At 42.4% G+C, this 26,144-nt stretch carries 24 protein-coding genes and 1 other annotated feature; of the genes, 16 read left to right on the top strand and 8 right to left on the bottom strand.

Annotation, left to right across the window (positions count from 1 at the left end):
• Nucleotides 1-118: 118 nt before the first annotated feature.
• The 5 genes from AC973_RS05720 to AC973_RS05700 all read left to right on the top strand — a co-directional run bounded on the left by AC973_RS05720 (nucleotide 119) and on the right by AC973_RS05700 (nucleotide 3,762).
• Nucleotides 119-502 (top strand): OsmC family protein, encoded by a 384-nt coding sequence (locus AC973_RS05720; protein WP_048728438.1) that lies wholly within the window; start codon nucleotides 119-121, stop codon nucleotides 500-502.
• 24 nt (nucleotides 503-526) lie between these two features.
• On the top strand, nucleotides 527-1,336 hold the full coding sequence (locus AC973_RS05715; protein ID WP_048728435.1) for an aldo/keto reductase: 810 nt from the start codon (nucleotides 527-529) through the stop codon (nucleotides 1,334-1,336).
• Between the two features lie 247 nt (nucleotides 1,337-1,583).
• Nucleotides 1,584-2,294, top strand: coding sequence for an MBL fold metallo-hydrolase (locus AC973_RS05710; RefSeq protein ID WP_048728433.1), 711 nt, complete (start codon nucleotides 1,584-1,586; stop codon nucleotides 2,292-2,294).
• A gap of 54 nt (nucleotides 2,295-2,348) precedes the next feature.
• Entirely contained in the window at nucleotides 2,349-2,996 is a 648-nt protein-coding gene (locus AC973_RS05705; protein ID WP_048728430.1) for a YczE/YyaS/YitT family protein, read from the top strand.
• A gap of 58 nt (nucleotides 2,997-3,054) precedes the next feature.
• On the top strand, nucleotides 3,055-3,762 hold the full coding sequence (locus AC973_RS05700; RefSeq protein WP_048728428.1) for a DNA alkylation repair protein: 708 nt from the start codon (nucleotides 3,055-3,057) through the stop codon (nucleotides 3,760-3,762).
• Between the two features lie 80 nt (nucleotides 3,763-3,842).
• On the opposite strand, the gene AC973_RS05695 is transcribed toward AC973_RS05700, so the two are convergent.
• The 4 genes from AC973_RS05695 to AC973_RS05680 form a co-directional block, all read right to left on the bottom strand.
• Nucleotides 3,843-4,496 carry an SDR family oxidoreductase gene (locus tag AC973_RS05695; protein WP_048728423.1) on the bottom strand — a complete coding sequence of 218 codons (654 nt, stop codon included), beginning with the start codon at nucleotides 4,494-4,496 and terminating at the stop codon, nucleotides 3,843-3,845.
• A gap of 113 nt (nucleotides 4,497-4,609) precedes the next feature.
• On the bottom strand, nucleotides 4,610-5,158 hold the full coding sequence (locus AC973_RS05690) for a QueT transporter family protein (protein WP_048728418.1): 549 nt from the start codon (nucleotides 5,156-5,158) through the stop codon (nucleotides 4,610-4,612).
• Between the two features lie 139 nt (nucleotides 5,159-5,297).
• Nucleotides 5,298-6,077, bottom strand: coding sequence for a 3-oxoacyl-ACP reductase (locus AC973_RS05685; RefSeq protein ID WP_082148247.1), 780 nt, complete (start codon nucleotides 6,075-6,077; stop codon nucleotides 5,298-5,300).
• A gap of 41 nt (nucleotides 6,078-6,118) precedes the next feature.
• Complete coding sequence (locus AC973_RS05680) at nucleotides 6,119-6,343, bottom strand: DUF2829 domain-containing protein (protein ID WP_048728409.1); 225 nt, start codon at nucleotides 6,341-6,343, stop codon at nucleotides 6,119-6,121.
• A 186-nt stretch (nucleotides 6,344-6,529) separates the two neighbouring features.
• Here AC973_RS05680 and AC973_RS05675 point away from each other — a divergent pair, with 186 nt between their 5' ends.
• Entirely contained in the window at nucleotides 6,530-8,482 is a 1,953-nt protein-coding gene (locus AC973_RS05675) for a heavy metal translocating P-type ATPase (RefSeq protein ID WP_048728406.1), read from the top strand.
• A gap of 154 nt (nucleotides 8,483-8,636) precedes the next feature.
• Here AC973_RS05675 and AC973_RS05670 read toward each other — a convergent pair whose 3' ends face one another.
• Complete coding sequence (locus AC973_RS05670) at nucleotides 8,637-9,677, bottom strand: ornithine cyclodeaminase family protein (protein WP_048728403.1); 1,041 nt, start codon at nucleotides 9,675-9,677, stop codon at nucleotides 8,637-8,639.
• A 210-nt stretch (nucleotides 9,678-9,887) separates the two neighbouring features.
• Here AC973_RS05670 and AC973_RS05665 point away from each other — a divergent pair, with 210 nt between their 5' ends.
• Nucleotides 9,888-11,270 (top strand): FAD-dependent oxidoreductase, encoded by a 1,383-nt coding sequence (locus AC973_RS05665; protein ID WP_048728402.1) that lies wholly within the window; start codon nucleotides 9,888-9,890, stop codon nucleotides 11,268-11,270.
• 115 nt (nucleotides 11,271-11,385) lie between these two features.
• On the opposite strand, the gene AC973_RS05660 is transcribed toward AC973_RS05665, so the two are convergent.
• Nucleotides 11,386-12,897 (bottom strand): FAD/NAD(P)-binding protein, encoded by a 1,512-nt coding sequence (locus AC973_RS05660; protein WP_048728399.1) that lies wholly within the window; start codon nucleotides 12,895-12,897, stop codon nucleotides 11,386-11,388.
• A 595-nt stretch (nucleotides 12,898-13,492) separates the two neighbouring features.
• Nucleotides 13,493-13,725: a binding site (T-box leader), on the top strand.
• Between the two features lie 89 nt (nucleotides 13,726-13,814).
• Here AC973_RS05660 and AC973_RS05650 point away from each other — a divergent pair.
• The 7 genes from AC973_RS05650 to AC973_RS05620 all read left to right on the top strand — a co-directional run bounded on the left by AC973_RS05650 (nucleotide 13,815) and on the right by AC973_RS05620 (nucleotide 20,792).
• Nucleotides 13,815-14,807, top strand: a complete 993-nt coding sequence (locus AC973_RS05650; RefSeq protein WP_048728394.1) for an MsnO8 family LLM class oxidoreductase — start codon at nucleotides 13,815-13,817, stop codon at nucleotides 14,805-14,807.
• 7 nt (nucleotides 14,808-14,814) lie between these two features.
• The gene (locus tag AC973_RS05645; RefSeq protein ID WP_048728391.1) at nucleotides 14,815-15,102 is read left to right on the top strand and encodes a glutaredoxin family protein; all 288 of its coding nucleotides are present in this window, start codon (nucleotides 14,815-14,817) and stop codon (nucleotides 15,100-15,102) included.
• 1 nt (nucleotide 15,103) lies between these two features.
• A complete protein-coding gene (locus AC973_RS05640; protein WP_003141837.1) occupies nucleotides 15,104-16,396 on the top strand; it encodes an LLM class flavin-dependent oxidoreductase in 1,293 nt (430 codons plus the stop codon).
• Between the two features lie 776 nt (nucleotides 16,397-17,172).
• Nucleotides 17,173-17,922: an amino acid ABC transporter ATP-binding protein gene (locus AC973_RS05635; RefSeq protein WP_048728441.1), complete on the top strand. Its 750-nt coding sequence runs from the start codon at nucleotides 17,173-17,175 to the stop codon at nucleotides 17,920-17,922.
• Nucleotide 17,923: 1 nt separating this feature from the next.
• A complete protein-coding gene (locus AC973_RS05630; protein ID WP_048728389.1) occupies nucleotides 17,924-18,595 on the top strand; it encodes an amino acid ABC transporter permease in 672 nt (223 codons plus the stop codon).
• A 14-nt stretch (nucleotides 18,596-18,609) separates the two neighbouring features.
• A complete protein-coding gene (locus AC973_RS05625) occupies nucleotides 18,610-19,419 on the top strand; it encodes a transporter substrate-binding domain-containing protein (protein ID WP_048728386.1) in 810 nt (269 codons plus the stop codon).
• Nucleotides 19,420-19,478: 59 nt separating this feature from the next.
• Nucleotides 19,479-20,792 (top strand): LLM class flavin-dependent oxidoreductase, encoded by a 1,314-nt coding sequence (locus tag AC973_RS05620; protein ID WP_048728383.1) that lies wholly within the window; start codon nucleotides 19,479-19,481, stop codon nucleotides 20,790-20,792.
• Between the two features lie 385 nt (nucleotides 20,793-21,177).
• On the opposite strand, the gene AC973_RS05615 is transcribed toward AC973_RS05620, so the two are convergent.
• Together AC973_RS05615 and AC973_RS05610 are read right to left on the bottom strand one after the other, a co-directional pair.
• Entirely contained in the window at nucleotides 21,178-21,861 is a 684-nt protein-coding gene (locus tag AC973_RS05615; protein WP_048728381.1) for a response regulator, read from the bottom strand.
• On the bottom strand, nucleotides 21,851-23,320 hold the full coding sequence (locus tag AC973_RS05610) for a Spo0B domain-containing protein (RefSeq protein WP_192828985.1): 1,470 nt from the start codon (nucleotides 23,318-23,320) through the stop codon (nucleotides 21,851-21,853). Before AC973_RS05610 ends, AC973_RS05615 begins: the two co-directional genes overlap by 11 nt.
• Nucleotides 23,321-23,545: 225 nt before the next feature.
• Between AC973_RS05610 and AC973_RS05605 the strand changes: the two genes are divergently transcribed.
• Together AC973_RS05605 and AC973_RS05600 are read left to right on the top strand one after the other, a co-directional pair.
• Complete coding sequence (locus tag AC973_RS05605; RefSeq protein ID WP_048728374.1) at nucleotides 23,546-24,859, top strand: 2-hydroxycarboxylate transporter family protein; 1,314 nt, start codon at nucleotides 23,546-23,548, stop codon at nucleotides 24,857-24,859.
• Nucleotides 24,860-24,885: 26 nt separating this feature from the next.
• Nucleotides 24,886-26,040, top strand: coding sequence for an NAD(P)-dependent malic enzyme (locus tag AC973_RS05600; RefSeq protein WP_048728371.1), 1,155 nt, complete (start codon nucleotides 24,886-24,888; stop codon nucleotides 26,038-26,040).
• Nucleotides 26,041-26,144 lie beyond the last annotated feature (104 nt).

Here is a 26,144-nt window from a genome sequence, read left to right as displayed (position 1 = left end):
AACTTGATTCATCCATGTAATGAATTACACGGTTTTCTCAAGGGGCGACTTTAAATAAAAGTATTAAGAAGTTAGGGGACTGATGAACCAGTCCCTTAGCTGAGTGAGGAGTGAATAGATGACCTTACATTTAAATATGGCTGAGTTAGGTCCTGAGGCGGTCAACGTCAATGGGGATAATTGGCCTTTGAATAAGGAAACTGGTTTTTCACCTTTGAATACTTTTGTCTTGGCGGTTGCGGGCTGTTCAGCGGGTGTATATCGGAATATTTTGAATAATTCAAAAATCGACCATACTTTCCATGACGTGGCCATTGATTTTGACCGTTCTGAGGAAAGTGCCAAACCAGTTACTGCAATCACGATTACTATGTATGTGAGTGTGGCTGAGGAAAATCAGGGGCGTGCTGAGCGGGCAACCAAGATGATACACAAGTATTGTCCGGTGGTGCAAAGTATTGACCCAAATATTCAAGTGAATGAGATAGTTGTTTTTCAATAGAGAGCATATAAGGAGCGTGTAATGATGGAATTTGTAACGTTAAATAATGGCGTAGAGATGCCAATTTTAGGTACTGGTACCAACACTTTTGGTAAGGTTGACGGGGACTATTTTGGTGAAGTGACTGATGATACGACTGAATTGCAATCAGCGATTGCAACAGGGTACCGTGCCATTGATACGGCGGTTGCATACCGTAACGAGTCGACTGTTGGTAAAGCGATTAAAGAATCTGGTTTACCACGTGAGGACTTCTTTATCACATCTAAGATCCCTGGTGATTTAGACCACGCGGGTTCAGCTGAAAAAGTTGAAGCGACTTTAAATGCCTCACTAGAAGCATTACAAACAGACTACATTGACTTATACTTGATTCACCACCCTTGGGACAATGAGAATGAAATGCTACAAACTTGGTATGCTTTAGAAAATGCCTATAACGAAGGTAAAATCAAAGCTATTGGTGTATCTAACTTCGACCAAGACCAATTAGATATCATCATCGATAACGCGCGTATTCAACCAATGGTCAACCAAATTAAATCAAATGTTGAAGTTTGGAACGATGACATTATTGAATATTCTGCTGAAAACGATGTGGTTGTCACAGCTTGGGCGCCAATGAAGGGAACTGACGAAGCCTCTCGTGCTATCTTGGGTGAGATTGGTGCACAATACGGCAAAACTTGGGGCCAAGTTTTATTACGCTACCAAATCGAACGTGGTGTGGTCGTGATTCCTAAGTCACATAACGCAGACCACCAAGCAGACAACTTGAATGTATTCGACTTTAACTTGAGCGACGCAGACAAAGAGAAAATCGCTAGCTTATAATAGGTGGTGCGACAAAAGTCGTTATGACTCGACGCCTCTAACGCATTAGGAAGAGTTTGATTTTTGTGGAACAGCCGCCGGAACGCAGTGACATACGGTTGTTTGTGCGTAAGAAGATTCCGATATTAGTAAAAAGGGTTATGACGTAAATGTTGTAGCCTTTTTTATATGGGTAAAATTTCTAGGGGTATTGGAAGATTGTAAATTTTGTTATAATGAATTGATTGAAAAGGAGACGAGCTAAAGGATGAGACAATTAAAGCAATTAACAGAACGTGTGTATTATATGCCGGCGGATGGGGATTTGGACCGCCCAGTTCTGGGTTATATCAAAGGAGACAAGTTTTCCTTGCGAATTGATGCTGGAAATTCTGCCAGACATGTAACGAATTTTGACCAGGAAGTTGAACGCTTAGGATTACCTAAAGAAGCCATGACTTTAATTACCCATTGGCATTGGGACCATACTTATGGGATTCATGCGGTGGATACACCGGTCTTAGCGAATAAGAAAACCAATGCGCAATTAGGGGTGATGGCTGAGTGGAAGTGGACTGAGGAAGCGATGCAAGAACGCCTTGAAACAGGCGAAGAATGTGCTTTTTGTGACCAATATCTACGTGTTGAGTATGACAATCCAGTTAGCCAAATTAAAGTAAAACAAGCTGATTTAGAATTTGAGGGTGAGCTGAATATTGATTTAGGTAACCTTGAAGTGAAAGTTTTCCCAGTGGTGAATCCGCACTCTGAAGATGGGATGGTTATCTATATTCCGTCTGAAAAAGTGGCCTTCATTGGTGATACCATTACTGAGGACTTCTACAACAATTCTTATTTAGACCCTGAGAAAATGGCTTTCTTACGTCAAACATTGAGTCAACTGGACGCTGATTTCTACTTGCATGGCCACATCGACCCAATTACGTTTGAAGAATTAGACGCGTTTATGCAAGTTTAGTAGCGGCAAAAAGGATATTATTATAAAGGACATTATTAAAAAGGAGATTATTATATGAAAGATTATTTGAATAAAGATTTACTGATCCGAGCCATTGTGGCCTTTATTGGTTGTGTGGCAATTGCATTTGGCATCTCATTATCTGGGACGATCGATATGGGGATGGATCCATATAGTGCAATGAATATGGGGATTTCGGCCTTAACTGGCATTCGCTTTGGTACGGTAGTTGTTATTTTTAATGTATTTATATTTTTAGCCGTAGTATTCGTTGACCGTAGTCAATTTGGCCTGGGTACTATTATTAACTGGTTCTTTGTCGGTTATATCGTGGAATTTTTTGATTTCTTTTTTAATCAGGCAGGTTTAGGTGACGGTGATATGAATTTATTGATCCGGGTTGTATTGACTGTCATTGCAGGTACGATATTCCTATTCGGTGCATCTTTATACATTTCGGCCGGAATTGGTACAGCACCCCTAGATGCGATTGCACCAACTGTTGAGGAGAAAAGTAAATTTTCTTATGCGCAAGTCCGTTTTGCCCATGAAATTTTATGCTTACTGATGGCCTTATTATTAGGTGGTCCGGTTGGCTTAATGACTGTTTATTTAGGTTTCTTTGCGGGACCGATGATTTCAACCTTTAGAGCTAAACTGGCTGAACCCATTGTCAATAAATTAACTGGCAGTAAAATTTAAACGGCTATAAAAGGCGAAGACTAAATGATGTTAGCGACTTGAAAGATAGGGTGAGGGTATGGAATACGCTGAAGTGATGACGGAACTGGAAGCTTTGGGGAAAGAACGGACCAAGAAAATGTACCTATCAAATGGGGCGGTTGAGCCGTTATTTGGGGTAACGACTGGGTCAATGAAACCCATGCGGAAAGCGATTAGAATCGATCAAGACCTTGCTGAAGAATTGTATGCATCAGGAAACTATGATGCCATGTACTTTGCAGGTGTGATTGCGGACGCTAATGCCATGACGGAAGCGGATTATGACCGGTGGATCAACCAAGCTTACTGCTTTATGTTGGCTGATTGGGTGGTTGCTGTGACCTTATCTGAAGCGGATATCGCCCAAGAAGTGGCGGACAAGTGGATTGCTTCTGGCGAGGAGCTGAGGATGTCAGCTGGCTGGTCAACTTATTGCTGGTTGTTAGGTCGGTTGAAAGACGACAATTTTGATAAAGATAAGTTGTCAGCTATGTTGGAACAAGTTAAAGAAACCATTCATGATCAACCTGAACGGACCAAGCATTCAATGAACAACTTTGTTTATACGGTTGGCTTATCCTATATTCCTTTATCCGAAAAAGCCCTATCATTAGCGGAAGAAATTGGTGAATTAGTGATTGAGCGGGAACACAAGAAACCACAAACTTTGAATGCTTATGCGTCGATTCAAAAGGAAATTGAAAGAGACCGGATAGGTTTTAAACGTAAATACGTCAGATGTTAATTTAGATAAGAAAAAAGGTGCCTTCGAATTTGTTCGCGGGCACCTTTTACTTATTTACTGATTTATTTACTTGTGCATACTTATAGATTTTGAACGGCTGTTGTGACATCTGTATCGCCATCTACCACTTCAAATTCTTTACCAACAGTATTGTCATTTTCCAGAACTGCTAGTATGGTTTGGGCTACGTTTTGACGGGCCACGTCAATGATTTCAGCTTGGGGTTCGGTAGTAATTTTTCCAGAACCTGGTTCATCACGTAGAATACCTGGGTGAACGATGGTCCAATCTAAATTGGTACGTGATTTCAACCATTCATCTGCGTAAGTTTTCGCAGTGGTATAAACGCGTAAGGCACCTTTCTCAATTTCCTCGCGACCAGTTCTAAATGTAGATACAATCACGAAACGCTTGATACCAACTGCCTCAGCTGCCTGCATAGATTTAATAGCGCCATCAAGGTCAACCATCATAACAATGTCGTCACCTGATCCACCAGCACCGGCAGAGAAAATCACTGCATCAATATTATTGTCGGTCAGAATTTTTTCAATGTCTGCTTGTGTGTGTTTAGTTAAGTCTAAGTAAACTGATTCAATCCCGCGTTCTTCAAAGAAGGGGGCTTGGTCTAAGTTACGAATAGCTGCAACTTCTTCTACTGTTTCTGAATCTTTTACAAAATCTGCGAAGTGACGAGATACGCCACCATTGGCACCAATAACAAGTACTCTCATGTTTGAAACGCTCCTTTTCAAATGACTCTTTCATTTCTCTATCAAATTTCTATATTCATCTGTCTACTACATAGTATAAAGGTCAAAAAAGGGCAATTCAAAGAATCCGCTTGTTAGCGGTCGAAATCGATTCGTTTGCTTAATGGGTACATAATGAACATACCAAGGGTCATGGCCGCAAATTCAGACAGGGCTAGTGAGAAATATATCGGTAAGAAGGCGGCGTCGGCACCGACTAATACGATTGTTGTAGTGGTTGTGAACATGGATAGGGCGAAAATGACTGTCAAAGTAATATAGCGAATCCATTGGTCAGGCAATAAGTCAAATTGAGCTTGCTTGGCCATTTTAACAAGATGATCACCTAACCAGCGACCAATGTATAGAAAGATAAAGGTTGAAACAGAGCCGACGATCATGTCGATTGGGCCGTAAGTCAGGAAGTTGGCGATGAAAACACCGATAGAAACTGCCCAGATATAGCGTTTATTGTGAAGGGCTAGGAAGTTTAGAGATTCAGAAATCCGGAATTGAACGGGGCCGTAAGAAATCGGCGCGATGACTAGGGTGATGACCACGTATAAGGCTGCCACAACGGCAATCTTAGTCATATCTAGAGTGGTAAAACGTGAAGGGGTGATTGTATCATTTGCGTTATTCATTTAAGTCTCCTTTATAGGCTAGGCCTAGTGTGCAATTGCGACCAAAGGACACTGACACCAGTGAGTAGTACTCTACCGAAGTGTCGCAATTTTAGTGTAATTTGTGATGTTGGATTTGTGATTTTATATATGTAGAAAGTTACCGAATCAGCCAACCGCCGTCGACAGGTATGGTATTGCCCTGCATGTAAGCTGCCTGGTCGCTGGCTAGAAATAGGGTCAGGGCTGCCACTTCATCAGGACTTGCCCACCGTTTAGCGGGTGTTTGAGCCATCACTTGGTCGGCCATGGGACTATCACCCACAAAATCAGCTTGGTTCATTGGCGTCATGATGGCACCAGGCGCAATGGCGTTCGCCACTAACCCTTGCCCCGCATAGTCGTAGGCCATCTGTTTAGTAAAGCCGACGATAGCATGCTTAGCTGTTGTATAAGCAATCCCGCCACCACCAGCCGTTAAGCCCGCGATCGAAGCCATATTGATCAAGCGAGAAGTAGGATTGGTTAATAAGTATGGTAGAGCCGCCTTGGTCATATTATAAACAACTTGTAAATTACTAGAAATAATCGTTTGCCAGGTTGTTGGGTCCGTTTGATCTAAAGGTTTGTAATCGTCAAGGACGCCGGCTGTATTACATAGTACATCAATGACGTTCCAAGAAGTTTTTAATTCTTGAAAAAGGATAGTTACTGCCATTAAATCGCTACAATCCGCTTTGCGAAAGCTAAAGTTTTCCGGGTAGCTAGTAGTCCATTTATTAACCAACTCTGCATCTTCCTTAAGATCGACAGCCAAAACGCGATGGCCTTTTTCTAAAAAGTGTTGTACCTGACTGCTACCAATACCAGACATGCCTCCTGTAACGATAACCTTTAATTGGGCGGGGAGTTTAGGATAGTCAGTGTAGGATGTGTCCAAGTATCTGCTTCCTTTCTATTGTGTAAGTTATGTGTGCGTTACTAGTCAGAAACGATAGACCAGTCTTCAGCAAGGATATCGCATACAGTTGGTTGGAACATTGAGAAGCCCTCGCCAGCAACTGAAATTAGGAAATAGGGCGTAATTGCTTGACCTTCAAATTCTTTTGGGTCAACTAATTTTACGTACTCTTCTGCGCCACCCCAACCATCACGGATGATGTGTGCACCTTGGCGGAATTTAGGTAAGATTTGTTCAAATGTCATTTATTTTCACCTCCTCAAAAATGCGTCAACAACTATTATAGCAAATTTCAATTCTCCTATAGTATATATTTTCTATGTAATATGATTTATTTTTCATATAGGTGTGGTATAATGATAGCGAAGTATATGAATGAGTATTCATATAAACTTGTATATAGTAAGTGAAATGATAAAAAAGGAGCGGACATGATGACTGAAAATAGAGATTGTCATACGGAAGAAAAAAATCATGTTCACCATGGTCATAACCATGGTGAACATGATACCAAACTAGCTGCGAGACTATATATACTAGGATTGATTGCCTTTGTACTTGGATTAATCATCGGTAACTGGCAAAGTTCTATAGGTAATATCCTTATGGTATTATCCGTTATCCTTTCTGGCTACCACGTGTTAGGTGAGGGCTTTGGTGATACTATTCGAGACACCATGTCCGCTGGTAAATTCAAACCCAATATCCACTTATTGATGGGGCTGGCGGCAGTTGGCGCTTTATTAATTGGCTCTTTCTATGAAGCAGCCCTATTAATTTTAATTTTCGCGGGTGCTCACTTTCTAGAAGATTATGCGGAAGGGCGGTCGCGACGTGAAATTACCAACCTGATGAATTTGAACCCAACTGAAGCCTTACTATTACAGGCTGATGGTTCAACCCAAAACGTGGCAGTTGACCAACTGCAAATCGGTGACCAAGTCCAAGTCTTAAATGGGGGTCAAATCCCTACTGATGGCCGAATTGTCAAAGGGGCTACTGTCATCAACGAAGCCTCTATCAATGGCGAATCAATGCCTAAAGAAAAAACAGTAGGTGACGAGGTATTTGGGGCGACCATTAACGGGGACCACGCTATTGTGGTTGAAGTCACGAAGAATCCGGATGAAACCGTCTTTGCGAAAATCCTGCAAATGGTGGAAGCGTCCCAAGCCAATTTGACACCAGCTGCCACTAAAATTAAGAAAATCGAACCAATCTATGTCACAACCGTCCTGGCCATTTTCCCATTTATAGTCCTTCTAGGTCCTTGGATCTTCGGCTGGGAATGGGCAGAGGCTTGGTACCGTGGACTTATATTCTTAATTTCCGCCTCACCATGTGCCTTGGCCGCTTCAGCAGTGCCGGCAACCCTATCGGCCATTTCAAACTTGGCACGCCATGGCGTCCTATTCAAAGGTGGCGCTTACCTATCGAATCTGATTGATTTAAAAGCCATTGCCTTTGATAAAACCGGCACCTTGACCAAGGGTGAACCCGAAGTGACCGACTACTTTTTTGTTGACGGAATCCAAGACGAAGCAATCTTGCCAGTAGTTGTCGCGATGGAAAGTCAATCCAACCATCCATTAGCCCGTGCCATTTTGCAAGAATTTAAAGCCCACACAAAACCCTTAACCGACCCGATTGAAGTGACGAATGACCTTGGAAAAGGGCTGAGTGGGACCTACGCTGGCCACACTTATCAAATCGGTAAGCCATCAATTTTTGAGGTCGTTCCAGACAAAATCAAGGCGCACACAGACGAATTGTCGGCGGAGGGGAAAACGGTGGTTTATATCGCAAAAGACGATGCAGTTATCGGCTACATAGCTATGATGGATACGCCAAACCAAGCGGCTAAAGCAGCCATCGACTACCTCCACCAAGCGGACGTTCATACTGTCATGATCACGGGGGACAACCAGGTGACTGGGCAGGCAGTCGCTAATCAAGTGGGGATTGACCAAGTTGTGGCCAATGTTTTACCTGAAGAGAAGGCCCAAATTGTTAAAGACTTACAAGCTGAATACGGACAAGTTGGGATGACAGGTGACGGGGTCAATGACGCGCCAGCTCTAGTGCAAGCAGATATTGGTTTCGCTATGGGTGACGGAACGGATGTGGCAATTGACGTTGCTGATGTTGTTGTGATGGCTAATGACCTGGACAAATTGACTTATGCCCACCAAGTATCCAAAGATTTAAACCGAATTACTTGGCAGAATATGGCCTTTTCAATGTTTGTTGTGCTCGTTTTAGTCATCTTGAATTTTATGGGCATTGCAGATATTGCTCTTGGCGTCCTTTTCCATGAAGGCTCAACAATTTTAGTTATCTTGAATGGTTTACGCTTGTTGCGTGGGAAAAGGAATAACATTTAAAGCTATGTCAGAAAAAAGTTTTAAATTGCAATACAAGACACATGAACAAGGGCGAGTATTCAACATTAGGTGTGAATTTGAATAAATATGATACACAAAAAGGGGTGTGATGATTGGTCACGCCCCTTTTTGGTTGCTAGCTTAGCTATGGTTATTATTTTTCCAAGTCTGGTTCCATGTAATTGATGGTATTGTCTCCGCCTAGGAGGTCGAAGTCGAATTGTTGGCCGAGGCCTTGGACCTTGGCTTTGTGGTAGACGTGCCCTGCAACAGCTACATCCAATGCTCCAATACCGATTGGTATGACAATAGTGGTTGTTTTGTCATTGTGTTGAGGGGAGATTTCGCCTGTTGCCAGTTGACCAAAGTCAGCTGTGATATTAGCTTCTGAGATATGGCCAGCATCATTTAGGCTCTTTAAAGCACCTCGATGAAGGGCTTGAGCTCTGTGGTCTACATAAATATGATCGGCGTTAATGATGATATCGTCTGTGATTTCGCCACGTGACCCCATTGGCATGATGATGGTACCCGGTTTGATCATGTCACCTGTGATAAAGGGTGCGGTAGCTCCTGTGACCGTAATCAGCACGTCATTATCTGTGGCGTCTTCAGGTTTATCCGCAATGATAACTTCACCATCGATAAGGTGGGCGATGTCCTCTTTAAAAGCTTCTGCTGTTGAACGGCGGTGGTTCCATACGACTAGACGGTTGATTTTGTAACGTTTAGTGATGGCAATCACCTGGGTTCTGGCCTGGGTACCAGCACCAAACATACCCAGTGAGATGGATTCACCTAGGTTAAAGTATGATAGGGCGACAGCGGTTTGAGCACCTGTTCTAAGGTTTGTAATATAAGCCCCGTCCATAGCGGATAAGAACCGCCCCACATGTGGGTCTAACAAGAGGATCATCCCTGTCATGTAGGGGAATCCGGCTGCTCGGCGACCGCCATAAAAGCCACCAATCCACTTCATTCCAGCCATGTTTAACCAGTCGATATAGGCTGGCATGGCATTCATAAAGCCGTCGTAGAAGGGGTAATTACCCGTTTCACCTAAGTCTAAATTCACCTTACTTGGGTTGATAACCTTGCCTTGACCCATTTCATGATAGGTTCTTTCGACAATGTTGACGGTCTCTGCCATATCGACCAACCCTCGGATGTCTTTGACATTCAGTAATAATGTCATCTAATCACTCCCTTATTTCATTGTTTAAGCCCATCTATGTGCATCGGGCGTTTTTTGTATGCATATGAGATAATGATAGCGATTTATTTGCAAAAAGTAAAATTTAATTGCCAGTGATCGTTTTAACCCAGTGCATATCGTTTTGGAAAAAATGTCAAAAATCATATACTAATATATATAAAAGTGACCAATCGAAAGGAAGATTTATAGATGGAAAAATTTGATAACATCATTATTGGTTTTGGTAAAGCAGGCAAAACGATTGCTGGTACCTTAGCCAAGTCAGGGGAAACTGTAGCCTTGATTGAATCTTCACCTAAAATGTACGGTGGTACCTGTATCAATGTAGCCTGCTTGCCGTCTAAACATCTCATTACAGCAGCAGAACGTAAACCAGAAGACGCAGATAATAGGACTTATTATGGAAGTGCAGTCCGAGCGAAAAAAGACTTAATCAGTAAGTTGAATAATGCTAACTACCATAAAGTCGCTGACTTAGAAAATGGTCAAGTGATCGATGGTACGGCCTATTTCGTTGATGAACATACTGTTGAAATTAAGGGTGACGATGGTCAAACGATTCAATTATCAGCTGACCGCATTATTGTGAACACTGGTGCGCGGCCAAATGTACCAGGTAATATTGACGGTTTAGGCGACTTATTAGAAGCTGGTGCACCTTTCTATACTTCTGAAACCTTGATGGACCAAGAAGACTACCCAGCAAGCTTAACTATTATTGGGGACGGTTTTATTGGCTTAGAATTTGCTTCTATGTTTAACCAATTTGGTGCTAAAGTGAAAGTCTTATCTAACAGCGATGCATCCACTTTCTTAAAATCTGAAGACCGTGATGTAGCGGACGTAGTCTTAGAAGCTTTACAAGATCAAGGGATTGAATTCGTCTTTAATGCTAATACAACTGCTGCTCAAGTTGAGGGTGACCAAGCCATTTTGACAGTTGAACTAGATGGAAAAGAAGAAAGCATCCAATCTGAAGCTGTGCTAGTATCTGTTGGCCGTCACGCCAATACGGCAAGTCTACAATTGGATAAAGCGGGCGTTGAAGTGAATGATCGTGGTGAAATCCAGGTCAATAAACACTTACAAACGACCAAAGACCACATCTTCGCGGTTGGTGACGTTAAGGGTGGACCCCAATTTACCTATGTTTCACTATATGATAACCGGATTTTGAAAGACTTCATCTTTGGGGACGGTAGCTACAACCTTGAAAGTCGTTCAGTGATTCCAACAGCAACCTTTATTGAACCATCATTTGCATCAGCTGGTATAACTGAAACGGCGGCTAAGGAAGCTGGTTATGAGGTGAAAGTGGCCTCGTTACCAGTGGTGAATATTCCAAAAGCGAAAGTAATCAGCCGAACTACTGGCGTATTTAAAGCGGTCATCGATGCGAAAACCAATGAAATCTTAGGGGTTCGTTTATTTGGTGAAGGTGCCCATGAAATCATCAATATCATTACCGTTGCCATGAATGCCCGCTTACCATACACAACTTTACGTGACCAAATCTATACCCACCCTACTTTAGCTGAAGGATTGAATGACTTGTTCGCAATGGTTGACTAATAAGCTTGTTTAGTAAAACCGACTAATCTCAATAAAATATGAGACACAATAAAGGGACTTGCGCCGCTCACTTAGCTTGAGGGTGCAAGTCCTTTTTGCATGGAAAAATAGTAAATTACTGGTGTCTATTGACTTGTTGGTAGAAGTCAGTGACGGCGATTTGGGTTTGTTTCTTGGCCAGGGCAACGGACGTGTTCGGCCCTTGGGTTGAAGCAATCCAGCTACCTAGGAAGTAGACATTGTCTAGGATTTGGTAGTTAGGGTTTAATGGCGTCGCGCTTGGGTAAGCCGCTAAAATATTGTCCCGGTTGTCAGGCAGGATTAAATTACGGCGGATCAAATTACCCAGTAACGGGTCAGTGTCTTTTGCCTGACTTAAACGACTATTGAAGCCAGTGGCGTTGATTAAGACATCTGCCTTGTGGCGGATTCCGTTAGCGTAAAGGTGGAACTGGCCATTTTCCAAGGGTTGGATATCAGATAAGCCAGAAACTAATTTCAGTTTGCCTTGGGCTACTAAGTTTAAGATCATACTAATGGAAGCAGCTGGGGCTTGTGAATACAGCATGCGGAAGAAGGCGCCTAGATCCTTGTAGAAATAGTCTTTACCGGCAGCATCTAGGGCCCCCATCATTTGATGGAGAACTGGGTAGAAAGCTCGGAAAAATCCTTGGAAACGACGGTAATCAGGGTCATCTTGGCGGATGGCCTTGGTGACGGTAGCGACTGAACCTGTATTGAAGTTGGCCCATACCCGGCTGTAGTCAATACCGTTGGCCTTTAAGTCGGCCTTGACTTGGTTGATGACGACTTGAATCGGGATAGCCCCTTTGTTGACTGCTCTTTGTGTCTCAATCCATTCATCGTCGATGGATTGGATATAGTCTTCGTTAGCGTCAGGTTGGATCACTGACCGGAAGGGTTCGTGGCGAAAGTAGACCGTCACTTCTTGGTCGGCAAATAAATCATACTTGTTGCAGTAATTGATCAAGTCGATAGTTGTTAAACCAGAGCCCACAATCCCAATTCGACGCTTACCTTTAGTTGCCTCCAATTTTTCCCGCAATGGGTAAGGGTCTTGAATGTAGTTGGCTTGGCCGTCCAATTGATATGGGTCTAGGTAGGGCGGGTGGCCGATGGCAAAAAAGACCGCGTCGTAAATCTGAGACCAACCATTTTCGGACGTAAAGACTTGATAAGCTAAGCCATCTTCGATTGGTCGCTGGTAAAGGGGTGTCCCGTCTGCGTCTACGACTTGAAAATCGGTGACTTTGGCTTGGATATGACGGACGTAATCCTTGGCTAAATAGGGTTTGAGATATTCTTCCACGTACTCACCGTAAATGGTTCGCGGGGCAAAGACATTGTCGATATCGATTGCCGGATAGTTGACCTTGGTCCAGTTGATAAAGTCCTCGTTGTTATCGTCATCAAGGGACAATGACCGCGGGAAGGAGTTGATGACTGTGGCATCATCATCCTCCGCATACGGGGCACCTGCACCTAAACGTGGGCGTGTTTCATAGACATCTACTTGGTCGGTAGCGGCATTTAAATCAAACTGTTTACTTAATTGGATTAGGGTGCTGGCACCCGCAATCCCAAAACCTACTATGGCAATTCGCATCTGACATCCTCATTTCTAGAAATTGGTTGATTAGTTTATGTATCTATTTAAATAATTGCATAATCATTATAGAGAATTGTAACTGAGTAGGTGGTTCTAGTGGGGGAATTTGCTCAAGCATTTATCAATCAATGGATATCGATAAAAGTGATAACAGCAAAAGGCAATATTTGTGTGCAGAAAATCAAAATCGGTCAAACGATATCTGGAAGGTTAGGACCCGGTTTCAATTGATTTGATTAGAAAGGCTGATTTAATCACATTGTTAGAATTTTCGATTTGATGAGAAATGGCGTTTTGTACAATGATTGTATTTAAAATTCTTATTTTCTGTCTGTGTCTGTCCTACTTCCATATCAATGATGATAGTGGTTAGCGATTATGGAAAAATTACATTGATGTGAAAAGCTTGATGATCAAAGGCTTTTCCTAGATTTTTTAATGTGTCGCCATTTTGTCCAAAAAGAGATCTGGAAATTTTAGTGCTAGGCGGTAAGGTTGATGCTAGTGAGTGGAATTTGTTAGATTGAGTGCAAGCAAATTTATTGCAAGTCCAGATAGCAATAAAAGCAAATATAAGTAAATATTCAAATAAACTAGTGCGTGGATGAGTAGAGTAATTATGGCGGTAAGACACAGAAAGTCTGTAGTTGATGAGAGCAGATGCTTACCAGTAATGAAAATGACCTTTGAGCATCTAGCCAGTGAAAGCTGGTTAGACGGGTGGAACCGTTAAATTTTCTAGTATAGATTTACTGGATGAGAAATTGCTCGCGAGGGCAGTTTGAACAAGGGTGGCACCGCGAACGTTGACTCTTCGCCCCTTCTTAATAGACAAGACTGTTTATTAGGGAGGGGCTTTTATTTTTCAAAAAAAGGACACACGGTGGTAGTTGGAAAGAATTGGGGGTAAGTGAATGGCTTTAAGTTTAAGTTTATTAGATCAAAACATTATTTATGAAGGTGAAACCGCTCAGTCGACGCTGAAGAAGACGGTTGCGTTTGCCCAGAAGGCAGAAGCGTTGGGCTATGACAGCTTTGTGGTGGCGGAACACCATTTCACTAAAGAGATTGCTAGTGCGGCACCAGAAATTTTGGTGGGTTACATCTTAGCCAAGACGGACAAGATTCGCGTAGGATCTGGTGGGGTCATGTTGCAACATTACGTCCCATATAAAGTGGCGGAGTCGTTCAGTCTCCTCCACCAACTAGCGCCAGGTCGGGTGATTTTAGGGCTGGGTAAGGCCCAAGGTGGTAAGGATGAGGCGGTTGAGATCCTACAACGAGACTTTATCAAACCGGTCCAATCTTTCGATGATAAATTTATCGAAGTCACCCGTTTTATCCGCAATAATTTCCCGGCCGACCATCCCTATGCGACTGAAAACTATGACTTGCAACCGGCAATTGGTTCGGACTTTACCATCGAGTTGCTTGGGGGTAGTCAAGAAAGTGCCAAATTAGCGACCACTCAGGATACCGGCCTAGTCTATCCTTACTTTGCCAATGCAAATCTTGAAGCGCTTGGCAAAACGAGAGCCGCTTATCAAGGATCAGGGGACTTTAAAATTGCCGTCATTGTTTATATCACGGACGACCCGGACGAAGGTAAAGAATACCTAGCTGAACAAGCTGCCTATACGGTGGTCTTGAATTCTGGCAAAAGGGTCAACTTCAACAAACAAGCGGCCGCTGAAGAATATGCTGACCTGCACCAAGCTGAGGACGCAAAAATCCTTGAAAAACAAGTCGGCGCCTTTGTTGGTACGGCCAGTCAGGTAGAAGCGCAACTAGACGATTTTTCAAAGAGATTTAATACCGACCACTTTGTGATTCATACGATCGGCATCCCCTACGCTAAGAAATTCGAGATTATTGAAGCCTTAGCAGGGGAAATTAAAGGAGGATAGGATAAGAATGTCAGACAAACAACAAGCAGTAAATATCGTTTTATGGGCCAAGCAAGGCTGTCATTATTGCCAGGAAATCAAAGATTACTTAAAAGAGGAAAACCTTTCATATGAATTGATTGACGTGACAGAAAACGACCAATTTAGAGACATTTTGAATGCCAAATACGGGGTCTCTTATGTGCCGGTAGTTGAAATTGGTCAAAAAAACAGTAAGCAATACCAAGGCATTATTGATTTAGGGTTGGAACATGTGGTGAATGGGCTAAAAGCAGCTGGAATAGGAGTGAAGTAATATGACTAAACAAGTACATTTTGGGGCAATTTTACATGGTATCGGTGGCACAACAGATGGTTGGCGTCATCCGCAAGTAGATGAAACAGCCAGCACAAACTTAAACTTTTATAAGACGCGGGCGCAATTAGCAGAGAAAGGACTATTTGATTTCGTCTTTATCGCAGATGGTTTATATATTTCTGAGAAGTCAATTCCTCATTTCTTAAACCGTTTTGAACCGATTACCTTATTATCTAGTTTAGCGGCTGTGACTGAAAATATTGGTTTAGTGGGGACTTTCTCAACAACCTATACAGATCCTTTCACTATTTCACGTCAATTGCTATCGCTAGACCACTTGTCTAATGGCCGTGCTGGGTGGAACCTGGTGACGACACCACAAGCAGGGGTGGCTGAGAACTTCAACAACCGGACGCTACCGCCTCACGGTGAACGCTATAAAATCGCACAAGAACATTTAGACGTTGTGCGTGGTTTATGGCGGTCTTGGGAACCGGATGCCTTCCCTAGAAACAAGGAAACAGGCCAATACTTTGATCCTGAGAAACTGCACCGTTTAAACTATGAAGGAGAGTATTTCCAAGTGGCTGGTCCCTTAAACATTGGCCGTTCACCTCAAGGGGAACCACTCGTTTTCCAAGCGGGATCATCAGATTCTGGGCGGGCCTTTGCGGCAGGGAACGCGGAAGCGATTTTCACCCATGCCAATTCTTTAGAAGAAGTAAAAGCCTTCTATGATGACATTAAAGCACGGGCTAAAGCAGCTGGCCGTAATCCTGAAGAGGTCAAGGTGTACCCTGGCATCAACCCACTTGTAGGAGATACTTTGGAAGATGCTGAGGCAGCTTATACTGAATTTGCCAGCTTGATTCCAATTGAGAATGCAGTGAAATACCTAGCCCGCTACTTCGATGACTACGACTTCTCAGGTTATGACCTAGATGCACCGTTCCCAGATTTAGGCGATATCGGAAAAGACGCCTTCCGTTCGACAACAGACTACATCAAGAAACGCGCTAAGGAAGAAAACCAAACCTTACGTCAAGTAGCCTTGGAACAAGCGGTGACTCGTCCAAACTTTATTGGGACAGCTGAAGACATCGCTGACGAAATCCAACGCTGGGTTGAAGCGGATGCCGTTGACGGCTTTATCATCGCTGGCGATATTCCAGGTGCCTTTGAACGGTTCGTCAATGAAGTCGTGCCAATCCTTCAAGACCGTGGAATTTATCGGACAGAGTACCCAGGTACGACCCTACGTGAACAAATTGGGGTGCCTATTGTCCCTTAATGGCAAAAGGGCAATTCCTTTGAAAATGTGCTCATTGTGATTGCATAAAACCAATACAAACTGACGGAACTACTGCTGGTAAAGACTAGGGTAGTTTCGTTTTTTGTTGGAATGAAAAAAAGGATGCGCATCTTTTAAAGGCTTACATTCACGGATTTAATACAAATATTGTATTGAAATTCAATGAATTTCGTGATCATTTGACTAGCTTTTTAATCATTTTTGATAGTTATTTACGATTATAAGTCTATGTGTACTTGGTTAGAATCCGCTAAATATCAGCTTTTAAGACGCATTTTTATCTAGATTTAAAAATAAAAATGCTAAACGAAGCTTGTTTTCCCTAGGCAGTAATCTTGTCTAAGGTGTTCGGGTTTGTTAAATTGACTTCAAGCAAAAGACATTTTTTTAATCACGAAATGCGATGAAGAGAAGAGTAATTACTCATGTATTGGACAGAAAGTCTGTGTTGATGAGAGCAGATGGATACAGGTAATGGAAGTGCGCTTGGAGCATCCTGCCAGTGAAAGCTGGTTGGACGGGTGGGGCCGTTATGCCTGTCAGTATTTACTGACTGAGATATTGTCTGCGAGGGCAATATGAAAAAGGGTGGAACCATGATTGTTGACCAGTCATCCCTTCTTGATAGGACTAGTGCCTATTGGGAGGGGTTTTTATTTTACCCAAAAAAGGACTTAAACAGTCAACACAAGCGAAGATAATATGCATACAATAATGAGGATGAGCGACATATGACGAACAATAATAGTAATAATATGATTGAAATTGAACACTTACAAAAGGACTTTTCTGGGACCCAGGTCTTAAAGGATATTTCCTTTGAAGTTGGAGCCGGCGAAGTGGTGGCCATTATCGGACCATCAGGGTCAGGGAAATCGACCTTGCTTAGATGCTTAAACTACCTAGAAGAACCGAACGGTGGGGTTATTCGCATTGGGGATGTGGCCGTGGATACTAAGAAGGCGACGAAAAAAACTGTGGCTGAATTGAGAAAACAAACTTCGATGGTCTTCCAGCACTACAACTTATTTAAAAATAAAACAGTGCTTGAAAACGTGACTTATGCCCTTGAGGTGGCGCAAGGATTTTCAAAAGTTGCTGCTAAGGAAAAAGGGTTGGCTTTACTTGAAAAAGTAGGTTTAGCAGACAAGGCAGACAAATATCCAGTCACTTTATCAGGAGGACAGCAACAACGTGTGGGTATTGCCCGAGCGGTTGCGGTCAATCCAAAAGTTATTTTGTTCGACGAACCAACTTCATCGCTTGATCCGGAATGGGTAGCTGAAGTACTACAGGTTATTTCTGACATTGCCAGAGACGAGCAAGCAACGATGATTATCGTGACCCATGAAATGAATTTCGCTAAAGAAGTGGCGGATAAAGTCGTCTTCATGTCAGACGGTTACATTGTTGAATCAGGCGTACCTGAAGCCGTCTTAGAAAATCCGCAACATGAGCGGACGATTCAATTTTTACAACGTAATGCCGTTAGAATAGGAGGCTAATATGACCTTTGATTTTGCCTATATGTTGGAAATATTGCCAGATTTACTAGGCTATTTGCCCATTACCTTGTACCTGACCTTGGCTTCTATGGCGATTGCCGTTGTCATTGGGGGCATATTCGCGGTGGTTTTGGTTAATAAAGTGCCCGTACTGACCCAGATTATCCAAGTGATCATGTCCTTTTTCCGAGGGACGCCGCCCATTGTCCAGTTATTATTGATTTACTTTGGGTTACCACAGATTCTACCTATTGCAACAGGGATGTCGGCTGAAGCGGCCTCAATCTTGACTTTCTCCTTGAATACAGCAGCCTACTTAGCTGAGGTATTCCGGGCTGCCTTGGTTTCTGTGGACGAGGGTCAGGTGGAAGCGGCTATGACGGTGGGCTTGACTTACGGGCAAACATTGCGAGGAATCGTCCTACCGCAAGCCGTTCGTAACGCCATTCCAGGAACAGGGAATACCTTCGTTGGCTTACTGAAGAATTCGTCACTAGCCTTCACCATTGGGGTCGTCGAGTTGCTTGCCCAAGGGAAATTATTCGCTTCAAATTCATTGAAGTTCTTTGAAGCCTATTTCGCAGTGGCCTTGATTTACTGGGCCCTCACCATTCTATATTCACTATTACAAAACTGGTATGAGAAACGCCTAGCCGTACCATATACCAGATAAGAGGAGGAAAAACGATGAAAAAGTTTAAGTTATTGGGTATTGGATTGGCCTCGGCTTTGGTCTTAGCTGCATGCGGGGCATCTGCAGGGGAAGAAGCGACGAGTTTAAACAGCGGGTCTGCAGATAAAACAGTGACAATTGCAGCATCTCCAGATGGGTATCCGCAACATTATCAAGAAGGGGATGAACTGAAAGGATTCTCTGTAGAGGTTGCTGAAGCAGTAGCAGAGGAAGCGGGCTACGAAATTGAATGGGCCTTGTCTGACTGGTCTGGTGTTGTTGCAGCACTGCAAGCTGGAAAGGCAGATACCGCTGTTAACTTCGCCAATACGCCGGAACGTCGGGAGTCTTATGTGTATACAGATAACTACTTCTATGCGTCTACCGGGATTGCAGTAGCATCTGATGATACGGAAACCAACACCCTTGAAGACTTGGCGGGCGAATCTGTGAATGCAGTTGTTGGGTCTAACTATGCGGAAGTGTTGAAAGAATATGATACTGAAGATCAAATCGGACTTGAATTTGTAGAAAGTATGGCAGTTGCGGTTGCCAATATTCAATCAGGCAAGGTGAAAGGTTATGTCAATGGCTACGAAGAATTGACTGCGCAAATTAAAAATCGCGATCTTGATTTACGGATGATTGATGAAACTTTCGGTGAAAAACCAGTTGGCTTCCCATTCAAAGATACGGAAGAAAACCAACAAATCATTGCGGACTTTAATGCAGCCCTTCAAACTTTAAGTGAAGATGGAACTTTGGCAGAGATTTCAAATGAATACTTCGGGGTAGACATTACCCAATCTAGAGAAGCGGAATAGGATTTTTGATTAATCAAGCTATTTTATAAGACATTTAATAGAAAGAAAGGAAGATTTTCATGACTAAAAAACAATTAAAACTAGGTGTATTACTATTCGGCGCTGGCGCTCACATGAACTCTTGGAAGTCTGAAGATGTTGAACCTGACGCGTCAATCAATTTTGACCACTATGTCAATTTAACGAAAAAAGCTGAGAAAAATGGGGCGGATTTCGTCTTCATCGCAGATGGTTTATACATCGATGAAAAATCAATTCCCCACTTTGTAAACCGTTTTGAACCAATCGCTTTATTATCAGCTCTAGCGCCAATTACTTCGAAAATTGGTTTAGTTGGGACTTTATCAACTACTTATTCTGAGCCTTATAACGTAGCTCGCCAATTCGCGTCATTAGATATTATTTCCAAGGGGCGTGCTGGTTGGAATGTGGTAACTTCACCATTACAAGGGTCTGCAGGCAACTACAACAAGGGTAACCATCCAGAGCATGACTTACGTTATGATATGGCCAACGAATACTTAGAAGTCACTAAAGGATTATGGGATTCATTTGATGATGACGCCTTTGTTCGTGACCGTGAAACAGGTGTCTTCTACGATAAAGACAAAGTACATGTTTTAAACCATAAAGGCGAATTCTTCAATTCAAAAGGACCTTTAAACATCCAACGTACTCCGCAAGGTCAACCGGTTATTTTCCAAGCGGGTGCAAGTCCTAAAGGGATCGAGTTTGCAGCTAAGCATGGTGAAGTGATTTTTAATGCAGCTGGCACCTTGGAAAAAGCACAAGAGTACTACAAAGCTGTTAAAGACGCTGTAAGAGCCAACGGCCGTGACCCAGAAAAAGTGGTTATTTTGCCATCATTATCACCAATTACTGGTGCGACTGAAGAAGAAGTTGCTGCTAACTATGAGAAATTACAAGAATTAATCAGCTTGGATGAAGCGCTAGATTACTTAGCACGCTTCTTCGACCACCACGACTTCAAACAATACGATCCGGATGCACCATTCCCAGACTTAGGAGAAGTAGGATCTGACGGATTCCGTTCAACAAGTGACGCGATCAAAGTGCAAGCCAAAGAAGAGAACTTAACCTTACGTGAAGTAGCCCTACAAACGGCTACACCAAAAGGAAACTTCTACGGTACATATGATGAATTAGCGGACAAATTAATCTACTGGTTGGAAAATGACGCAGCAGATGGATTCATGTTAAATGAGCAAGTATTTGGGGATGCTTACGACGAATTCTTCGACAATGTATTGTCTAAGATTGCAGAACGTGGCTACTACTCATACGAATATGAAGGGGACACATTACGTGACCACTTGGGCTTAGACTTCAAAGAAAGTCGCTATGCTAAATAGAAGGTAAATAATAAAGGAAGTGATTGTGGTGATTGACCGCAAGAGCTTCCTTTTTCGTTTGATAGTTAGAGCTAGATACAAGTGTTTGAATAGTTGATAAAACAGTAATTTGGGCGTTTTAGAGTGGGTTCCAGATTTGCGTCTAATATTTTAATTAAAAGAAAGAGGTCAGAATCGTTGTCGAATGATTCTGACCTCTTTTTTTGAGTACGTAATGAATAGTTTGTGCCAGAACTTGTAATTGGCTCTCTCACCTTTAATCGGCTCCAAATATCAGACTCGTGCCATTTCAGAAATAAGTTTATGAGAGAGTTTGCACTTTAGCGCTTACTCGCTTAAATGCGTTAGAAGTTACGAGTCTAAGCGACATTTGTCGCACCATTTTTTATACTTCTAGCCAGTATACTGTGGTTGGTCGACCGATTGACCCGTATTTGGTTTCTTCTTTTAATACTTTGTGGTCGACCAAGAATTGGATGTATTTTCTGATGGTGACATGGGAAAGGGTGGTTTTACTGACCAATTCCTCAATGTCAAAGGGCTCGTCGGCTGCTCTAATAACAGTCATCAAATGCTGTAAGGTTTTTCTAGATATTCCTTTTTGCAGGGGTTCGTTATCTAGGTCTAGTCCTTGAACGCCTTGTCCGTATAGTGAGTCTAGGCTGGCTTGGTCTAGATGGTCTTTATTATGCAGGACTTGGTGCTTTTGCTTAAAGTGGTGCAGGCTTTGGTGCAACCGCTCAGCATTAAATGGTTTGAGTAGATAGTCAACTGCCCCGTAAGCCGAGGCTGTTTCGACAGTAGCCGCTTGGTTGGCTGCCGAAATAATAATGAATTCGACGGGAATTGACTGATCCCGAATCCACTTAACGAGGTCGAGACCTGACTCATTTTTCAAATTAATGTCTATTAAAACGAGGTCAAAGGGCTGGGTAAGTAAAAATTCTTTAGCCTGGTCCAAGTTTTGGGCGGTGGCAGTGACTTTGAAGTCGTCTAGGGCTTCAACGAAACGCTGATTAATCATGACAACCATTGGATCGTCTTCGACAAGTAGTGTCTTATAATTCATGGGCATCTCCTTGTGGGTAATCAATGCGGAATGAAAAGTTCAGTTGTTGGTCGTGCATGGATAATTCGGTCGTGACCTGTTCAGTCCGCCATGGGTAGTCAGAAAGCCATGTATATAGGTGGTCGACGTCTCCTTGTAGGCGGTAGTTGGTGATGAGTTGGCAACGGTCGGTATCAAAATCAAGTGATAGCCATAAGCGTGAATTCTGACCTAATTGACGTAATTCCTTATCAATAACTGCGACAGTTTCCATCCATAATTGGTTGGTAGTCGCTTCATAGGTGTTTGGAATTTCATTGTGAATTTCAAGTCGTAAGTCCTTCAAACTTTGTTTTAAAATCCGGTGTTCCCCAATTAAATGGCTAGCAATGGTTGGATTTTTAACCAACATGGACAGCCGAATCGTCAAATCTTCCTCGTCCTTAATCAATGAAGCCAGGTATTGGTCTAGTGCTTCATACTCTTCTAAATCTGTTAAACCGTAAATCACATGCAGGCGGTTCAAGAATTCATGGGCTTGAACTTGCAGCAACTGGGCATATTCAGCAGTTGAATGCAGTTGGTCCAGCAGGGCATAAATTTCGCTAGTGTCTCGAATGATATAAATTTGACCCACCAAGTTTTCTTGTACCAGAATGTCCGCTTGTGAAATCAGGTATTCCTTATCTTGATAGTGGAAGACCGCACTGTGATCGCCGTTCATTTCAGGTAGACTGATCACCTTATCCAATTGTGTCTTGTTTTTTTTCTTCGGAATTGGAAAATGGCGTAGCGCCTCTTTGTTGGCTAGGGTAATTTCACCATATTGATTGGTGACAATAATGGCGTCATGGCTGTAGGCAATCATTGCTGATCTTTCCTCGAAGGCTTTAGCGATTTCCTTTGGTTCCATATTAAAGAGCTCTTTTTTAATGGTATAAGAAACGAAAATCGCGACCGTTACACCGATAGCTATACTAACAATGAGGGCGCTAGTTGTTTGCTGGTCATATTTTTCAGAGAAGATATCAATAGCGTGGTTAGTTTTACCAACGACAACGGCTCCAATGACTTGTCCGTTTTGTATAACTGGGGCAAAAGACCGCAAGGAATTACCAAGGGTACCAATCCCTGTTGAGACATAAGATTGACCGGTAAAGACTTTTTCCTCGTCTCCGCCCGCAAATGGCTGGTTAATCAGGTCTGGGTCTGGGTGGCTCAAGCGAATAGAATCGGTATTAATGACCACCACATAGTCTAGGTGATATTGGTCTTCGTAGGCATGGGTAAAATCAGTGAGTGTTTGTGATGATTGGTTATTTTCTAGGGTAGTGATGATTTCAGGTTCATTTGCCAGGTCTTCACCCATGTTCAAGAGATAGCTAGACTCTGTTTCAATGATGGCATCTTTATTTAAGTGACGTGTCATTAAATAAAGGCAGCCTACTGTGATTGCTACCGTTGAAATAATCATTAACATGAGTTTGGTGAGGAGACGTAAATTATGCCATTTAATCAACTTGGCTGTCCTCCCTTATTTTTTCTCGTATTTTCATGCATATTTTCAGCGCATTTCCTATCAAATTTCAGTATAGCCCTTTAATTTATAAAGTTCAAATAAGACTTTAAAAACTTAAATAAAGGGAAAAATTCAAAAATCAGGCATATACTATAGTCGTTCAGAAATATATGAGGAGGAAATACAATGTCAGATCTTGCACGGGATGAAAGATCAACAGCGTCAGCGTGGCAGGGCGTCAAAGTCGGCCCCATGCCATTGACTTGGTTTCTCTTATTCGCAGCAATTATTTTAATGGCTGCAGTAACTGAAAGCCTACCTGTTGATATGTTAGGAGGGTTTGGTGTGATCCTAACGCTTGGATGGGCCCTTGGGAAAATTGGGGACACCATTCCTGGCTTAAATAAATTTGGGGGTTCAACCATTCTTTCTATGTTGGTACCCGCCGTTTTGGTTTTTTATGGCTTGTTACCAGATAACGCCATAGAATCAGTGACTATGCTGATGAGTGATGCCAACTTCTTAGACTTATACGTCTTTGCCTTGGTAACTGGCTCTATCCTTGGGATGAACCGCCAAGTATTGGTACAAGGATTCGCCCGCATGGTGATTCCAATGTCAGTTGGTTTGGTTTTAGCGATGCTGATTCCAGCAGCAATTGGCCAACTTGTGGGTATCGGCTTCCAGGAAACTTTATTTAATATTGTCACACCAGCTATGGCAGGTGGTATTGGTGGAGGTGTTTTACCACTAGCTCAAGGTTATAGCGAAGTTCAAAATATTGACTATGGTGCTATGGTAGCCATTTTAGCGCCAGCTTCTATCTTATCTAACTTCTTCTCTATAGGTGTTGCAGCCATTGTCGGCCGTTTTGGTGAGAAACATCCAGAACTTTCCGGAAACGGTACTCTAGTTCGTCAATCAGCTACTGAAGAAAAAGAATTAGTGAATAAAGAGAAAAAAACACCGATCAATTTCCAAAGTATCGGTATTGGCTTATTCTTATTAGTCGCAGTATATATTTTCGGTAATTTGATGCAAGGCGTTATCGGTTTACCAGCAGCAGTAATTGTTATCTTTGCTTCTACTATCATGAAATACTTCCAAGTATTACCAGCTAGCATCGAAGAGGGTGCTAAGCAATTAAACGGTTTTATTTCAAGTAACTTCACTGCACCATTAATGGTTGGTCTAGGGATTATCTACTTAGACTTAAAAGCAGTCTTAGATGTTTTAACTTGGCAATATGTAGTGGTGGTACTTGCAGTGGTGATTGTTTTAGGTTTAACCGGGTTTATCCTAGGTAAATTCTTAAACATGTATCAAATTGAATCAGCTATTTTATCTCTCAACCAGTCCGCAATGGGTGGTACCGGGAACGTAGCGATTCTAGCGACTACTGACCGTAACAGCTTGATGCCATTTGCTCAAGTAGCAACCCGTATTGGTGGGGCGATTACCATTTCCATCATGATTACCTTATTAAACTTATTCGCATAGACAGTTTTTAGAAAGGACGTATAAATATGACAGACGTAAAACAAGCAGCATTACAATTAAGTGAAGAAAAAGGCGGAAAAATTGAGGTTATCTCAAAAGTGCCAATCACAAACATGGACGAATTAGCCGTTGCTTATACACCAGGTGTTGCAGCTGTAAGTTCAGCAATCGCTGAAAATAAAGAGGATGTTTACCGTTATACTAGTAAACGGAATCTAGTAGCTGTTGTGACTGATGGTTCTGCCGTTTTAGGTTTAGGAAACATCGGACCAGAAGCAGCAATTCCAGTTATGGAAGGTAAATCTGCCTTATTCAAAGCTTTCGCAGATGTAGACGCTGTGCCAATTTCATTAGACACGCAAGACGTTGAAGAAATTATTTCGCATGTTAAAGCTATTGCACCATCATTTGGTGGGATCAACTTAGAAGATATTGCGGCACCACGTTGTTTTGAAATTGAACGCCGTCTAAAAGAAGAATTGGATATTCCAGTTTTCCATGATGACCAACACGGTACTGCAATCGTTGTCTTAGCTGGTTTAATCAATGCACTAAAAGTAGCTGAAAAAACGATTGAAGATGTGAAAATTGTGATCAACGGTGGTGGTTCAGCTGGTACTGCTATTGCTAAGAAAATGATTCATGCCGGCGCGACAAATGTGATTGTATGTGATATTGATGGGGCAATTTCTGAAGACGATCCTGAATTACAAGAACGTCACAAAGAATTAGCTTCAATTTCAAATCCAGACCACTTAAAAGGTTCATTAGAAGAAGTTGTGAAAGATGCGGATGTCTTTATCGGTGTATCTGCGCCAAATGTCTTCAAAAAAGAATGGATCCAAACGATGAATGAAAAAGCGATTATCTTTGCAATGGCAAACCCTACACCAGAAATTATGCCAGACGAAGCTAAAGAAGGTGGCGCATTTATCGTTGCAACTGGACGTAGTGACTTCCCTAACCAAATCAATAACGTATTAGCCTTCCCTGGTATCTTCCGTGGTGCTTTGGATGCACGAGCAAGTGACATTACTGAAGAAATGCAAATTGCAGCAGCACAAGGTATCGCTAGCATTATCCCAGATGATGAATTATCAGTTGAAAATATTATCCCAAATGCTTTCAACCCAAATGTTTCTAAAATTGTTGCTAAAAGTGTAAATGAAGCAGCAGAATAGACTACATTTGTTTATAAGCTCAAATATTCACCTCAATGATATATAGCAAGTTTAAAGCCCTAGGTCTTAAGTGTAATAAGATCTAGGGCTTTTGTATGTTTTTA

It is taken from the genome of Carnobacterium sp. 1290_CSPC (genome assembly GCF_001053265.1).
In the GTDB taxonomy this organism is placed as follows: Bacteria; Bacillota; Bacilli; order Lactobacillales; family Aerococcaceae; genus Aerococcus; species Aerococcus urinaeequi.
This window is presented reverse-complemented; position numbering and strand designations above follow the sequence as displayed.

What these genes read in the sequence shown, in the direction of transcription:
- AC973_RS05720 (WP_048728438.1), top strand. Translation starts at nt 119, where the DNA reads ATGACCTTACATTTAAATATGGCTGAGTTAGGTCCTGAGGCGGTCAAC.
- AC973_RS05715 (WP_048728435.1), top strand. Translation starts at nt 527, where the DNA reads ATGGAATTTGTAACGTTAAATAATGGCGTAGAGATGCCAATTTTAGGT.
- AC973_RS05710 (WP_048728433.1), top strand. Translation starts at nt 1,584, where the DNA reads ATGAGACAATTAAAGCAATTAACAGAACGTGTGTATTATATGCCGGCG.
- AC973_RS05705 (WP_048728430.1), top strand. Translation starts at nt 2,349, where the DNA reads ATGAAAGATTATTTGAATAAAGATTTACTGATCCGAGCCATTGTGGCC.
- AC973_RS05700 (WP_048728428.1), top strand. Translation starts at nt 3,055, where the DNA reads ATGGAATACGCTGAAGTGATGACGGAACTGGAAGCTTTGGGGAAAGAA.
- AC973_RS05695 (WP_048728423.1), bottom strand. Translation starts at nt 4,496, where the DNA reads ATGAGAGTACTTGTTATTGGTGCCAATGGTGGCGTATCTCGTCACTTC.
- AC973_RS05690 (WP_048728418.1), bottom strand. Translation starts at nt 5,158, where the DNA reads ATGAATAACGCAAATGATACAATCACCCCTTCACGTTTTACCACTCTA.
- AC973_RS05680 (WP_048728409.1), bottom strand. Translation starts at nt 6,343, where the DNA reads ATGACATTTGAACAAATCTTACCTAAATTCCGCCAAGGTGCACACATC.
- AC973_RS05675 (WP_048728406.1), top strand. Translation starts at nt 6,530, where the DNA reads ATGATGACTGAAAATAGAGATTGTCATACGGAAGAAAAAAATCATGTT.
- AC973_RS05670 (WP_048728403.1), bottom strand. Translation starts at nt 9,677, where the DNA reads ATGACATTATTACTGAATGTCAAAGACATCCGAGGGTTGGTCGATATG.
- AC973_RS05665 (WP_048728402.1), top strand. Translation starts at nt 9,888, where the DNA reads ATGGAAAAATTTGATAACATCATTATTGGTTTTGGTAAAGCAGGCAAA.
- AC973_RS05660 (WP_048728399.1), bottom strand. Translation starts at nt 12,897, where the DNA reads ATGCGAATTGCCATAGTAGGTTTTGGGATTGCGGGTGCCAGCACCCTA.
- AC973_RS05650 (WP_048728394.1), top strand. Translation starts at nt 13,815, where the DNA reads ATGGCTTTAAGTTTAAGTTTATTAGATCAAAACATTATTTATGAAGGT.
- AC973_RS05645 (WP_048728391.1), top strand. Translation starts at nt 14,815, where the DNA reads ATGTCAGACAAACAACAAGCAGTAAATATCGTTTTATGGGCCAAGCAA.
- AC973_RS05640 (WP_003141837.1), top strand. Translation starts at nt 15,104, where the DNA reads ATGACTAAACAAGTACATTTTGGGGCAATTTTACATGGTATCGGTGGC.
- AC973_RS05635 (WP_048728441.1), top strand. Translation starts at nt 17,173, where the DNA reads ATGATTGAAATTGAACACTTACAAAAGGACTTTTCTGGGACCCAGGTC.
- AC973_RS05630 (WP_048728389.1), top strand. Translation starts at nt 17,924, where the DNA reads ATGACCTTTGATTTTGCCTATATGTTGGAAATATTGCCAGATTTACTA.
- AC973_RS05625 (WP_048728386.1), top strand. Translation starts at nt 18,610, where the DNA reads ATGAAAAAGTTTAAGTTATTGGGTATTGGATTGGCCTCGGCTTTGGTC.
- AC973_RS05620 (WP_048728383.1), top strand. Translation starts at nt 19,479, where the DNA reads ATGACTAAAAAACAATTAAAACTAGGTGTATTACTATTCGGCGCTGGC.
- AC973_RS05615 (WP_048728381.1), bottom strand. Translation starts at nt 21,861, where the DNA reads ATGAATTATAAGACACTACTTGTCGAAGACGATCCAATGGTTGTCATG.
- AC973_RS05610 (WP_192828985.1), bottom strand. Translation starts at nt 23,320, where the DNA reads ATGTTAATGATTATTTCAACGGTAGCAATCACAGTAGGCTGCCTTTAT.
- AC973_RS05605 (WP_048728374.1), top strand. Translation starts at nt 23,546, where the DNA reads ATGTCAGATCTTGCACGGGATGAAAGATCAACAGCGTCAGCGTGGCAG.
- AC973_RS05600 (WP_048728371.1), top strand. Translation starts at nt 24,886, where the DNA reads ATGACAGACGTAAAACAAGCAGCATTACAATTAAGTGAAGAAAAAGGC.